The organism is Dactylosporangium sp. NPDC050588, from assembly GCF_040654975.1.
GTDB classification, from domain to species: Bacteria; Actinomycetota; Actinomycetes; order Mycobacteriales; family Micromonosporaceae; genus Dactylosporangium; species Dactylosporangium maewongense.
Window position 1 is genome coordinate 1 of record NZ_JBFAJA010000116.1, and the last position, 12,778, is coordinate 12,778.

The 12,778-nt window shown below is 72.6% G+C and carries 14 protein-coding genes; 3 read left to right on the plus strand and 11 right to left on the minus strand.

Translation table 11 applies throughout. From position 1 onward, the window contains the following. Positions 1-305: hypothetical protein (locus AB0I21_RS50665; RefSeq protein ID WP_360572186.1), on the plus strand; the 305-nt coding region annotated here is incomplete at its 5' end. Positions 306-457: 152 nt separating this feature from the next. On the opposite strand, the gene AB0I21_RS50670 is transcribed toward AB0I21_RS50665, so the two are convergent. From AB0I21_RS50670 to AB0I21_RS50710, 9 genes are all read right to left on the minus strand, one after another. Continuing rightward, the gene (locus tag AB0I21_RS50670) at positions 458-1,360 is read right to left on the minus strand and encodes a lysophospholipid acyltransferase family protein (protein WP_360572236.1); all 903 of its coding nucleotides are present in this window, start codon (positions 1,358-1,360) and stop codon (positions 458-460) included. 212 nt (positions 1,361-1,572) lie between these two features. Further along, positions 1,573-2,628 (minus strand): NAD-dependent epimerase/dehydratase family protein, encoded by a 1,056-nt coding sequence (locus AB0I21_RS50675; RefSeq protein ID WP_360572188.1) that lies wholly within the window; start codon positions 2,626-2,628, stop codon positions 1,573-1,575. 39 nt (positions 2,629-2,667) lie between these two features. Further along, positions 2,668-2,769 carry an AURKAIP1/COX24 domain-containing protein gene (locus tag AB0I21_RS50680; RefSeq protein WP_007465623.1) on the minus strand — a complete coding sequence of 34 codons (102 nt, stop codon included), beginning with the start codon at positions 2,767-2,769 and terminating at the stop codon, positions 2,668-2,670. A gap of 132 nt (positions 2,770-2,901) precedes the next feature. Further along, on the minus strand, positions 2,902-3,117 hold the full coding sequence (locus tag AB0I21_RS50685; protein ID WP_033363444.1) for a helix-turn-helix domain-containing protein: 216 nt from the start codon (positions 3,115-3,117) through the stop codon (positions 2,902-2,904). A 163-nt stretch (positions 3,118-3,280) separates the two neighbouring features. Beyond that, complete coding sequence (locus AB0I21_RS50690) at positions 3,281-4,465, minus strand: ABC transporter permease (protein WP_344511581.1); 1,185 nt, start codon at positions 4,463-4,465, stop codon at positions 3,281-3,283. Then, positions 4,462-5,196, minus strand: coding sequence for an ABC transporter ATP-binding protein (locus tag AB0I21_RS50695; protein ID WP_360572190.1), 735 nt, complete (start codon positions 5,194-5,196; stop codon positions 4,462-4,464). Before AB0I21_RS50695 ends, AB0I21_RS50690 begins: the two co-directional genes overlap by 4 nt. Beyond that, positions 5,193-6,542, minus strand: coding sequence for an HlyD family efflux transporter periplasmic adaptor subunit (locus tag AB0I21_RS50700; protein ID WP_360572192.1), 1,350 nt, complete (start codon positions 6,540-6,542; stop codon positions 5,193-5,195). Before AB0I21_RS50700 ends, AB0I21_RS50695 begins: the two co-directional genes overlap by 4 nt. A gap of 23 nt (positions 6,543-6,565) precedes the next feature. Then, positions 6,566-8,689 (minus strand): hypothetical protein, encoded by a 2,124-nt coding sequence (locus AB0I21_RS50705; protein ID WP_360572194.1) that lies wholly within the window; start codon positions 8,687-8,689, stop codon positions 6,566-6,568. A gap of 91 nt (positions 8,690-8,780) precedes the next feature. After that, entirely contained in the window at positions 8,781-9,701 is a 921-nt protein-coding gene (locus tag AB0I21_RS50710) for a proline dehydrogenase family protein (protein ID WP_360572195.1), read from the minus strand. A gap of 78 nt (positions 9,702-9,779) precedes the next feature. Here AB0I21_RS50710 and AB0I21_RS50715 point away from each other — a divergent pair, with 78 nt between their 5' ends. Beyond that, positions 9,780-10,358, plus strand: coding sequence for a CGNR zinc finger domain-containing protein (locus tag AB0I21_RS50715; RefSeq protein WP_360572197.1), 579 nt, complete (start codon positions 9,780-9,782; stop codon positions 10,356-10,358). A gap of 211 nt (positions 10,359-10,569) precedes the next feature. Next, positions 10,570-10,770, plus strand: a complete 201-nt coding sequence (locus tag AB0I21_RS50720) for a cold-shock protein (protein ID WP_344511569.1) — start codon at positions 10,570-10,572, stop codon at positions 10,768-10,770. Between the two features lie 203 nt (positions 10,771-10,973). Here the strand turns inward: AB0I21_RS50720 and AB0I21_RS50725 are convergent, their stop codons facing one another. Further along, positions 10,974-11,789, minus strand: a complete 816-nt coding sequence (locus AB0I21_RS50725; protein WP_360572199.1) for a sugar phosphate isomerase/epimerase family protein — start codon at positions 11,787-11,789, stop codon at positions 10,974-10,976. Positions 11,790-11,829: 40 nt separating this feature from the next. After that, a complete protein-coding gene (locus tag AB0I21_RS50730) occupies positions 11,830-12,759 on the minus strand; it encodes a Ppx/GppA phosphatase family protein (protein WP_360572201.1) in 930 nt (309 codons plus the stop codon). Positions 12,760-12,778: the final 19 nt, after the last annotated feature.

The following is a 12,778-nucleotide window of genomic DNA, read 5'->3' on the forward strand; positions in this document are numbered from 1 at the left end:
ACTACCCCGCTGCCGCGGCGGGGCCCGCCGGGGGATTCTCACCCCGGACCCCCAATGCGCCGCTGCGCGACGCACTGCCAGCGCTGCCGCGCGGCAGGACTGCGCAGGCGCGCGGCATCCCGGTGGCCGCCCGCCACCGGGCCGGACGGCCCTCCCACCATGATCCGGTAGACCTTGTGCAGCCAGGGGTGCACAACGTCTACCGGATCATGGAAACGGATGCGCCCAGGATTGCGGCGGGGCCGGTCGGGGTCGCCGGAAGAGGCGGGAGCGTCGCGGTGGTCGGCCACGTCGGGCACGCGTGAGCGGTATCCGGCCAGCGGCACGCGCGGCCGTGCGCCGCGCAGCGGCGCATTGGGGTCCGGGTGAGAATCCCCGGCGGGACCCGCCGCGCCAGCGGTGGGGCTGCGAGCCCATGGCCGAAGGCCACAGGCGGGTAACAGTGGGTGACGGCCTTTTACGCGAAGGCGTCGGGGCGGCGGTCCAGGAGCTTGTAGAGGGTCTGCTGGATCGTCTCGCGGACCTGGTCGGCGAGGTTGAACACGACCATCGGGTCGTCGGCGGAGTCGACGAAGTCGGCGGTGGGGATGGGCTCGCCGAACTCGATGAGCCACTTGCTCGGCAGCGGCACCAGGCCCAGCGGGCCCAGCCACGGGAAGGTCGGGGTGACCGGGAAGTACGGGGCGCCCAGCAGGCGGGCGAGGGGGCGCAGGTTGCCGATCAGGGGGTAGATCTCCTCCGCGCCGACGATGGAGACCGGGACGATCGGCGTGCCGGTGCGCACCGCCGCGGAGACGAAGCCGCCCCTGCCGAAGCGTTGCAGCTTGTACCGCTCGGCGAAGGGCTTGCCGATGCCCTTGAAGCCCTCGGGGAAGACGCCGACGAGCTCGCCCTCGCCGAGGAGGCGCTCGGCGTCGGGGTTGCACGCGAGGGTGGCGCCGGACTTGCGGGCCATCTCGGACAGGACCGGGAGGCGGAAGACCAGGTCGGCGCCGAGGAGCCGGAGGTGGCGCCGGGCGGAGGTCTCGTCGTGGACGGCGACGGAGAGCATGAGGGCGTCGAGGGCGACGGTGCCGGAGTGGTTGGCGACGACGAGGGCCGGGCCTTCCTTGGGCAGGTGCTCGACGCCGAAGACCTCGGTGCGGAACCACTGGTTGTACAGGGGGCGCAGCAGCGGCAGGAACACGCCGTCGGTCAGGTGCCGGTCGAACCCGAAGCCGTCGACCTCGTAGTCGCCGGTGAGGCGTTCGCGGACGAACGCGAGCGCGCCGGCGACCCGGTCGTCCCACTGGTCGGGCAGCCCGGGCTCGGACGCCGCGGCGTCGGACCTCGCGGCACCGGGTGCCCTGGAGCCGGGCACCGCACGGTCCGTCGCGGCAGTGTCAGGCAGCGCGGCGTCGGCCGTAGTGTCAGGCAGCACCGCAGTGTCAGGCAGCGCGGCGTCGGCCGCCGCGGCGCCCGGATCCGCGGCACCGGGCAGCGCGGCGGCGCGCTCCGAGGCGCCGGGCAGCGCGGGGGCCGGCGGCGTGGCGTCGGGGTCGGGCAGCCCTGGGTCAGGGGAACCAGGGTCGGTCATGAGCCCGCCTCCAACGCGGCGCGCGCCGCACGGGTCCGTCGGAAGCCTTCGAGCAGGGTCTGTTCGACGGCGCGGATACGGTCCGCCGGCAGCGCCTCGCCGGAGCGGCGACTGCGGACGAACTCTTCGAAGGCCTCCGCCGTGGTCCTGGGCGTGAACCCGAACTCGCGGACGAGCCTGCTGGTGTCGACGACCCGGCCGTGGACGAACAGGTCGAGCTGGTCCAGCGACACGATGCCGCGGCCGAGACCGGCGGCGATGCCGAGGCCGGGCTCGAGGACCGGCATGGTGATGCGCCCGGCCCGCCGGATCGCCTGCGACAGCGTCAGGGTGCCGCCGCCGGCGACGTTGAACGTGCCGGGGTGCGACTCGGCCACGGAGCGGTGCAGGACCTCGAACGCGTCGTCGACGTGCAGGAACTGCAGGCGCGGGTCGCGGCCGAACACGGTCGGCACGACAGGCGCGGCGAAGTACCTGGTGAGGCTGGTGTCGACGGTCGAGCCGATGAACGGCGCGAAGCGCAGCACGGTGGCACCGACGTCGGGGCGCCGGCGGCGGAAGCCTCGGACATAGCCCTCGATGTCGAGGACGTCCTTGGCGAAGCCGCCGCGCGGGATCTCCCGCGGCTCGGTGTCCTCGGTGAAGATCGCCGGGTCGCGGAAGGACGCGCCGTAGGCCGCGGTGGACGAGCGGACCACCAGCTTGCGCAGCCGGGACGCCTGCTGGCAGGCGGCGAGCAGCTGCATCGTGCCGATGACGTTGAGCTCTTTCATCGCGGCGCGGCCGCCGTGCTGGTCTGCGGCGGTGGTCACCGCGAGGTGCGCCACCGCTTCGACCCGGGCGTCGACGATCACCCGCAGCACCCCGGGGGTGCGCAGGTCGACCTGGTGCACGTCGACGTCCTTGAGGACGGTGGCGAGCTCGCCCGCCGGTGCCGTGGTGTCGATGCCGACGACCCGCTCGATGCGCGGATCCTTGGCGAGCCTGGCGGCCAGGTGCGCGCCGAGATATCGGCCCACCCCGGTCACCAGGACTACCCGTGGCGTCGTCACAGCGTCACCTCCGAGCCGGGGCGGACCGCCGACGCGTTGCTACTTGCCGAGACGACGACGCTGGACGCGGGTCTTGCGCAGCAGCTTGCGGTGCTTCTTCTTGGCCATACGCTTGCGGCGCTTCTTGACCACCGAGCCCATACGGGTATCTCCTCGAAACAGCGGAACGCGTGCCATCGCTGGCACGCCGAAGACATGGTTAGCGGCTCCAGCGTAGCCGCACCCCCGCGTGATCGGAAAAGCGGGCCCACCATCAGCGGCGAAACGTGCGACTTACGCCGTTTCGCGGAACGCTTCGCGCAGATACGCGTCGACCGCGTGCTCAGGCACCCGGAACGACCGGCCGACCCGCACGGCGGTGAGGTCCCCGGCGTGAACCAGGCGGTAGACGGTCATCTTGGACACTCGCATCAGGGTTGCGACCTCGGCGACCGTGAGAAACCTGACCTCGCCCAACCGGCCTTCGGTGGTGTGTGGCGTGCTAGACATCGCGACCTCCGACCAGCGTGCTCGCCAAGCTGATGAATCAGCGTGTTATCAGTACGGTAACGGTACTGCTGTGACTTGCGCCCTCGCTTCGTCGGATTCTTTGCCGCCAAGGTCAAGTCGGGCGCGGACACACCGCGCGACGCGCCACGACTCGCCGTGCGGGTCACTCGGTGCGCAGCGCGACCACGGGGTCGAGGCGGCCGGCGCGCTGGGCCGGCACGACGCCGAAGACGATGCCGACGGCCGCGGAGACCCCGAACGCCAGCGCGAGCGACCACCACGTGATCGCGGCCGGCACGGGCGACAGCGCGGCGACGACCAGGGCGGCGCCGATGCCCAGACCCATCCCGATGAACCCGCCGAGCGTCGTGAGCAGCACCGCCTCGAGCAGGAACTGCACGCCGATGTCGCGGGGCCGGGCGCCGACGGCCTTGCGCAGCCCGATCTCCTTCGTGCGCTCCCGGACGGAGACGAGCATGATGTTGGAGACGCCGACCCCGCCGACGAGCAGGGAGATCCCGGCGATCGCGGCGAGGACGCCGGTGAGCACCCCGAGGATGTCGCCGAGGACGCCGAGGATCTGCTCCTGCGTGACGGCGCTGAACTCGGTGCCGGGATGCCGGCGGGCCAGCTCGGCGATGATGCGGGCGCTCAGGTCGTCGATCTCGTCCCGGTTCGGGGCCTTGATCGCGATGCCGTCGACCCTGTTGGTGCCCAGCAGGCGGTGCGCGGTGGTGATCGGCACGTGGACCTCGTTGTCGCGGTCGACGCCGAGGCTCTGCCCGAGCTTCGCGAAGACGCCGATCACGCGGAAGCGCACGCCGGCGATGGTGACCTGCTGGCCGACGGCGTCGCGGTCGCCGAACAACGCGCGCGCGACGGTCCACCCGAGGACGGCGACGCGGCGCTGGGTGTCGACGTCGCTGCGGCTCAGGTACGTGCCGCGGGCCAGGCTCCGCACGAACACCTGCGGTGTGGTCTCGATGACGCCGTTGATGGTGGCGAACGTGTCGACGTTGCCGGCCGCGACCGTCTCGCCGGAGGCGACGGTGACGGCGACCCGGTTGCGGTCCCCCACGATCTTCGACACGGCGTCGACGTCGGACAGGTCCATCCGCGACACGGACGGCGCGGAGCCGAGGCTCACCTGCCCGGGCAGGACGATCAGGAGGTTCGAGCCGAGCCCTTCGACCTGCCGTTCGATCTGCTGCTTCGTGCCGGTGCCGATGGCCACCAGCACGACCACCGCCGCGACGCCGATGATGACGCCGAGCATGGTCAGCGTCGAGCGCAGCCGGTTCGCCCGCAGCGCGTCGATGGCGACCCGCCACGCCTCCGCGAACCTCACGAGACACCCTCATCGGCGGTGGGGGAAGCGGGCGGGACGTCGGTGGACACGATCACGCCGTCCCTCATGACGATCTTGCGGTGGGCGCGGTCGGCGACCTCGTTGTCGTGGGTGACGATCACCAACGCGACGCCCTGCTCGGCGTTGAGCGTCTCCAGGAGGGCGAGCACCGCCTGGCCGTTGCGGGTGTCGAGGTTGCCGGTCGGCTCGTCGGCGAGCAGCACCTGCGGGTCGGTGACCAGCGCCCGGGCGATCGCGACCCGCTGCTGCTCGCCGCCGGACAGCTGGTTGGGCCGGTGGTCGAGCCGGTGGCCGAGCCCGACCCGCTCCAGCATCGCCACGGCGCGGCGGCGCCGCTCGGAGGCGCGCATCCCCCGGTACACCAGCGGCAGCGCCACATTGTCGACGGCGCTGGTGCGGGCCAGGAGGTGGAAGGACTGGAAGACGAAGCCGATGGTCTCGTTGCGCAGCCGGGCCAGGGCCTGCGGGTCGAGGCCGGCGACGTCGCGCCCGCCGATCCGCAGCGACCCCGCCGTCGGCCGGTCCAGGCCGCCGAGCAGGTGCATGAGCGTCGACTTGCCGGAGCCGGACGGGCCGATGATCGCGACGTAGTCGCCCGCGTCGACGGTGAAACTGACCCCGCGCAGCGCCGGCACGGTGACGCCGTCCAGCGCGTACTCCCGCGTCACGTCCTGCACGACGAAAGCGGCGTCAACACCGGAACCGCTCACCGGGTCAGATCCATGCCCTGCTTGACCTTGTCGGTGCCGCGGATCACGACCCGGTCGCCGTCGGCGACGCCGCTGAGCACCTGCACCCGGTCCTGGCCGGCGACGCCGACGGCGACGGGCGCCTGGACCGCCTTGCCGTCGCGGACGAGCCAGACGACGTCCTTGCCGCCGACGTTGAACACCGCGGCCGCCGGCACCGTCACCGCGTCGCGGATCTGCCGGACCTGCAGGTGCGCGACCGCGTTCATGCCGGGGCGCGGCGCCGGGGCGGCCCGCCCGTCGGCGAAGGTGCCCCTGCTCAGCGTGAGTCGCGACCGGTACGAGACACCCCCGCGCGCCGACGCGGTCGGCAGCACGTCCGCGGACGTGACCGTCGCCTCGTAGGTGGCGCCGGGTGCCGCGTCGAGCTCCACGCGGGCCGTGACGCCCGGCTCGACGAGCAGGACGTCGGTCTCGTCGATCTCCGCCATCAGCCCGAGCTGCGACACATCGACGACGGTGAGGATCGCGGCGCCGGCGGCCACCTGCCCGCCGACGGGGACGGCTGGGTCGACCCCGGGGCCGGCGGCGCCCGCGGTGCCGGCGGCGGCCGGAGCGGCACCCGCCGGAAGCGCCGCGCCGAGCAGGTCGGTGATGGACGGCGCGGCGGCGGCCGACGTGCCGCCGAGCTGGACGACGCCGCCGACGGGCGCCCGCAGCGTCAGCGCGTCGACGGTCGACTTCGCCAGGTCGTACGCGGCCTGCGCCTGGCTGCGCTGCGCCGTCGTCAGGGCGGCCATCGCCTTCGTCACGCTCGCCAAGCCGCGCTGCACGGCGCTGATCACGGCGCGGGCCGAGGCGGCCGCCTCCTGGTACGACCTCTCGGCGAAGTCGATCTGGGCGAGCAGGCCGGCCCGTACCGTGGCATCGGCGATGGCCTGAGCGGCCTTGCGCGCCTCGCCGAACGCCTTCGCGGCCGCGTCGTCGGTCTTCTTCTGCGTCGCCGACAGGTTCTTGACGCCGCCCCCTCCGCCGCCGGCGCCCTTGAGCGCTTCGAGGGCCTCCTCGGCGCCGCGCAGCCGCTGCTGTGCCGACGGGGAGTCCACGACGGCCAGCACCTGCCCCGCCGTCACGGTGTCGCCGGGGCGCACGGCCAGGGAGGCGAGGGTGCCGTCGGCGGCCGCGGTCAGCGTCGCCGCGGCCCGCGCGGTGACGGTGGCGGGGGCGTCGACGACCTCGACGACGTCGCCGCGACCGGCGGTGCCGAGCCCGATGCCGTCGTCCTCGTCGGAGCACGACGCGCCGGTGAGCGAGAAGACGGTCAGGACGGCGACGAGCAGCTGAACACGCGGGGGGACGCGATTCACGCCCGTAAGTCTGCCACGGGCTTTCAGGCGTGATTGCGGACGTACTTGACGCAGTCGGTGGCGACGTCGTCCCACGACACGCCGTACGCCTTGGGGGCGGCGTCCTGCAGCGCGACACCCTGCCTGGCGGCCAGGTCGAAGAACTCCAGCATCTTCGCCTCGCCGAAGCGCTCCACCATGCGGTTGACCGCCAGGTACGCGACGCCGTACCGGCCGCTGACGTCGGCGGACGTGGTGCCCTCGGGCGGGTCGTCCATCGCGATCTCGTTCTGCCAGCGGCCGCTCTGCACGTACTTGCGCACCGACGCGACGTCGTCGAACCGGCCGCCGAGGCCCTGCACCCGCACGTACTCGGCGATGCCCTCGACGAGCCACCACGTCTGGTCGTAGGCGCGCGACACCTTCGACAGGGTCACCACGTGCGTGAACTCGTGCCGCAGCACGTCCAGGGTCTCCTTCACGTCGACCCGGTTGGCGTTGAGCACGATCTCGGTGGCCTCGGCGGTCAGCGGCAGCGCGAAGCCGGCGACCCAGCTCTCCTGCCTGATGCCGTACCAGGTGGACCACTCCTCCGGCCCGGCCAGGTAGACGACGTACCGCGACGGCGGCGAGGTCCACTTCGAGTAGCGGTCGGACAGTTCGGCGGCCTTCTCGGCGGCGTTGAGCATGGTGGTGAGGCGCGAGGCGTACTTCGGGGTGGTCGCCATGATGACCCGCTTGCCGACGGCAACCTTGAGCTCGCTGCGCTCGAACGGCCGCGGGCCGAGGTCCTCGGCGGTGCCGAACTCGAGCAGCTTCACGCCGGCGGCGGTGACGCTCCACTTCGTCTTCGTCTCGAGGTTCATCGGGTCGCAGGTGGTGACGACGTAGCAGTACCGGACGTAGACGATCACGTCGGCCGTGTTGTCGCCGGCGACCTCGACCTTGTCCAGGACGCTCGGCTCCCACAGCTTCACCTGCAGCTGGCGCAGCGAGTTGAAGCGTCTGGTGAGCTCGTCGCGCAGCGCCGCCGCGGACGGGTCGACGGCCGCGACGAACCCGGCGGAGTCGCCGTTGAGCAGCGCGGTGCCCTGGTCGGTGAGCGCCTGCTTGATCTTGCCGTCGACGGACGCGGGTGGCGGCGTCTTCGGGGTGCCGCTGGCGCCGGGCCGGCCGTTCGCCTGGCCGGGGCTCTTCCCGGCCGGGTCGACGCTCTGCGCGCTGCCGGCGGTCCGCTCCCGGCGCACCGTATCGAACGCGATCGCCGCGGGCGGCGTGACGAGCACCAGCGCGAGCGCGACGAGCAGTGCCATCCGCAGCCCGGTGAGCTTCCCGCGCCGCGGTGGCTCCGGTTGGTATGGGTGTCCGGTGTACGCCTGGGGGTGGCCGCCGGCGTGCGGCAGGAACATCTGCGGACCGGCCTGCGACGGCACACCGAGGTGCGGCCCGTGCTCCTGCGGCCGGTGCTGCTGCGGTACGAACGGGAACTGGCCGCTCGGATGCGCCCCGGCCGGCGACGGTCCCGCCTGCCGCGGCACGACCGGAAACTGCTCCGTCGGCGCCTGGCCCGGCGGCGGCCCGACGGGGAACTGCCCCGTCGGCTGGCCCGACCGCGGCACGACGGGGAACTGCCCGGTGGGGCGCTGGACTCCCGGCGGCGGCACGACGGGGAACTGGCCGCTCGGGTGCGACCCCGCCGGTGACGGCCCCGCCTGGTGGGGCACGAACGGGTGCGGGCCGGCCTGGGGCGGCACCACCGGGAACTGGCCGGTCGGGTGCTGGGCCGCGGGTGGCAGGGGCTCGCCGGGCATCGGCTGGCGCTGCGCCGGCGGCAGGCCGGTGGCCGGGCGCGGCTGGACGATCGGGTGCTGGCCGGTGTTGCCCATCCGCGGCGGGAACGGTCCGGCCGGCGGCCACGGCGCCACCGGCTGCGCCGACGTCCGCGGCCGCTCCTCGGCCAGCGGCTGCGGCGACGGCGAGTCGGGCGCCACCCACATCGGGGCGGCGACGGGCTCGCCGATCAGCTCGGCCGCCGCCGGCTCGGGCGCCCACTCGGCGGCCGGTCGCGGGCGGGGCAGCGGCGGGCGGGCCGGCGCGTCGGACGGCGCGGGTTCCGGTGTGGTCCCCGGTCCCGTGCGGTGCGTCGCGTCGGCTTCATCCCCCTGCATCACTGCCGGAACGTACGCGACCCGGTCAAGCTGCCGCGTCGCCCGTACGGACGAGATGCTGAGTAAGCCCGTAACCTCCCGAGATGTCGGACTAGCCGCGCGAACTGACCGCCCGGGCGAGGAAGCCGAGGTTGGCGGGGCGTTCGGCGAGGCGCCGCATCATGTACGCATACCACTGCGTGCCGTACGGAAGGTAGACCCGCACGGTGTACCCGAGTCGGGCGAGGCGCAGCTGCTCGTCGGGGCGCACGCCGTACAACATCTGGATCTCGAACTCGTCGGGGTTGCGGTCGAACCACTTGGCCCGGTCCTCGCCGATGGCGACCAGTCGCGGGTCGTGCGTGGCGATCATCGGGTAGCCGGTGCCGGACATCAGGACGTTGAGGCAGCGCACGTACGACTTGTCGACCTCCAGCCGGGACTGGTAGGCGACCGACTCGGGCTCCTTGTAGGCGCCCTTGCAGAGCCGGACCCGCGAGCCGGTGACGGCGAGCTCGCGGCAGTCGGCCTCGGTGCGGCGCAGGTACGACTGGACGACGGCCCCGGTGGTGGGGAACTCGGCGCGCAGCCGGCCGAGGACCTCCAGGGTCGAGTCGGTGGTGGTGTGGTCCTCGGCGTCGAGGGTGACGGTGGTCCCGGCCTCGCTCGCCTTGGCGCAGATCGCGCGGGCGTGCTCGTAGGCGACCTTCTCGTCGAAGACCTGGCCGAGGGCGGAGAGCTTCAGGCTCACCTCGGCGGCGGGGGTCAGCTCGGCGGCGTGCAGGGCGTCGAGCAGCTTCAGGTATTCCTCCCGGGTCGCCTCGGCCTGCTGGGGATTGGTGGTGTCCTCTCCCAGGTGGTCGATGGTGACGGCAAGTCCGGCGGCGACGAGCTCGCGGGTGCGTTGTAACGCGTCCTCCACGTGCTCTCCGGCGATGAACCGGCGCACGATGCTGCGGCTGACCGGGGCGGTTTCAACGATCCGCTCGACCCGATGTGAGCGGGCGGCGGCGAGGATGACCGATCTGAGCATGTGCCGAGCGTAGACAGAACCGCCCGACTCCGGTGACGCCTGGTCGCCAGTGTGGCATTTCTTGACTACCTTGGTCGGGTGGACTTCGACGCGTATGCGCGGACCGCCGTCGACATCGTCAACGCGCCGCTCGAAAGCATGCAGGATCTCGCCGCCCTGTTCGGCGAGGACAGTTGGCAGACCGCCGAGGCGACGGAGCGCGATCTGATCGCGTTCCGGCGTGCCCGGAAGCGGCTGCGGGAGGTGTTCGAGCACGGATCGTCCGGCCGGGACGTCGCGGCGGTCGCCGAGCTCAACGCGCTGCTGGAGGTTTATCCCATGCAGCCGCGCATCTCCGGTCACGACACCCATGACTGGCACATGCACGTCACCGGTCGCGGGTCCTCGGTCAGCTCGGAGCTGCTCGCCGGCGCGGCGTGGGGCCTGGCGGTGTGGCTGTGCGAGCACGGCAGCTCCAGGTTCGGCGTCTGTGCGGACGAGCGCTGCGGCAACGTCTACCTGGACACGTCGTCCAACTGCTGCCGGCGGTTCTGCTCGGAGCGGTGTGCGACCAGGTCGCACGTCGCGGCACACCGGGCCCGCAAGCGTGCCGCCGAAACGGGCGCCACACTCGCACCGTCGCAGGTAGGGTGGGCGAGGCCGATCGGGCGGTCGTGACCGCGTAACTGCGCGAAACGGCCACACGCGCCGCCGACTTCGGCATATCTTGCGTGTTGTGGTTCGCTTCACCGCGTGCCCGACCAATCCGATTTAACGGGTAAAGTCGGACACGCGGGTAGGGCGATGTTGGGTCGTGGCACCAGTTCGCGGCGCTCGACACCGGGGTCCCGCACCGGATCACGACGCCCTACGAAGGAGAAACAGCACCATGGCACAGGGAACCGTGAAGTGGTTCAACGCTGAAAAGGGCTTCGGCTTCATCAGTGTCGACGGCGGCAACGACGTCTTCGTCCACTTCTCCGCCATCGCCGAGGACGGCTACCGCAGCCTCGACGAGAACCAGCGCGTCGAGTTCGAGATCAAGCAGGGTCCGAAAGGCCCTCAGGCCGAATCCGTCCGCAAGCTCTGACCGGCGACTTCACGGCCCGGCGCGCGTTGGCGTGCCGGGCTTTTTCCTGCCCGTCGACGCGGCCCCGCCCAACCCCCTCGGCCGGCGATTGCCGGCTCCCCACCGGACAAATACGAAAAGTCGGATAAGTCTGGCGCTTGCGCCGGACTTATCCGGGGGGAGCGGGGGTCGGACTTATCCGGGGGAAGCGGGGGTCGGGCTTGTTACACCTTGCTCGGTTCGGCGGTCGGGGTGGTGGCCAGGTGCCTGCGGGCGAAGTGCAGGGACTCCGCCAGGTCCGCCTCGCGGTCGGCGCGGCTGCTCGCCTTGCGGGTGCCGACCTCGACCGCGACCGACCCGGTGAACCCGCGCCGCTCCAGCGACCCCAGCAGCTGCGCGCACGGCTGGGTGCCCCGGCCGGGCACCAGGTGCTCGTCGCGGCCCTTGCCGGTGCCGTCGCCGAGGTGCACGTGGGCCAGCCCCGCGCCCATCGTGTCAGCGAGCCCGATCGCGTCGGTCCGGGAGGCCGCGCAGTGCGAGAGGTCGAGGGTGTACGCGTCGAAGCCGGTGATCGTCGGGTCCCAGCCCGGCGCGTACGGGACGAACTCCCGCCCGACGCCCCGCAGCGGGAACATGTTCTCCACTGCGAACCGGATGCCCGGGAACGCCTTGCCGAGCTTGGCCAGGCCGCTGCTGAAGGTCCGCGCGTAGTCGCGCTGCCAGGCGAACGGCGGGTGCACCACCACGACCGGCGCGCCGAGCGTGTCGGCGAGCACCGCGGCCCGCCGCAGCCGCTCCCACGGGTCGGGGCTCCACACCCGCTGGGTCACCATCAGGCACGGCGCGTGCACCGAGCCGACCGGCACGCCGTAGTGCTTCGACAGACCGGCGAGCGCGCCCGCGTCCTGGCTCACCGCGTCGGACCAGACCATCACCTCGACGCCGTCATACCCGACGGCGGCCGCCATCTCGAACCCGGCCGCGGTCGGCTCGGGGAAGACGGACGACGTGGACAGCAGCACCGGCACTCGATGACTCACTCCCCCAGGCTAGCCCCAGCCGGGTAGCGTCTCCTGTCGATCAACTCGACTCCAGCACTTCCAGCCGGCGAAGAATCACCCCTTCGCGCAGCGCCCAGGGACAGATCTCGACCTCGTCGATCCCGAGGGTGCGCATCGTGACCTCGGCGACGACCGCGCCGGCGAGGATCTGGTGGGCGCGGCCCGGGCTGACCCCGTCGATCTCGGCCAGGGCCGCCGACGGCATCCTGCGGATGAACGACAGCACCTGGTGCAGCCCCACCCTGGTCAGCTTCCGCGGCGCCCGCGGCCCCGCGGACGACGGCGCGGCGCCGGCCAGGCGGGCCAGGGTCCGGAACGTCTTCGAGGTCGCCACCGGCCGGTCCCAGCCGGCCTCCATCAGCCGCTTCGCCGGCCTGGCGATCTCGGCCTCGGCGTATTCGCACAGCGCCTCGACGGAGGCCCTGGCCGGCGGGTCGCCGTCGAGGCGCTCGCGGGTCAGCCGTCCCGCGCCGAGCGGCACGGACAGCGCCACGTCGGGCTCCTCGTCGATGCCGGTCGCCAGCTCCAGCGAGCCGCCGCCGATGTCCATGACCAGCAGCCGCCCCGCCGACCAGCCGAACCAGCGGCGCACCGCCAGGAAGGTCATGATCGCCTCGGCCTCGCCGGACAGGACCTGCAGGTCGACGCCCGTCTCCTCGCGGACCCGCCGCAGGACCCGCGCGGAGTTCTTCGCGTCCCGCACCGCCGACGTCGCGAACGCCAGAAGGTCGTCGGTCTCCAGGGCGGACGCCGCGTCGCGGGCCTCGGCGCACGCCGCCACCAGGCTGTCGGCGCCGGCCCTGGTCAGCTCCCCGTTGGTCCCGATCTTCTCGGCGAGCCGCAGCTCCGCCTTCTGCGAGTGCGCGGGCCACGGATGGGCGCCATGGTGCGCGTCGACCACCAGCAGGTGGACCGTGTTCGAGCCGACATCCAGCACACCGAGCCGCATCCCTTCACCGTAATGCCGC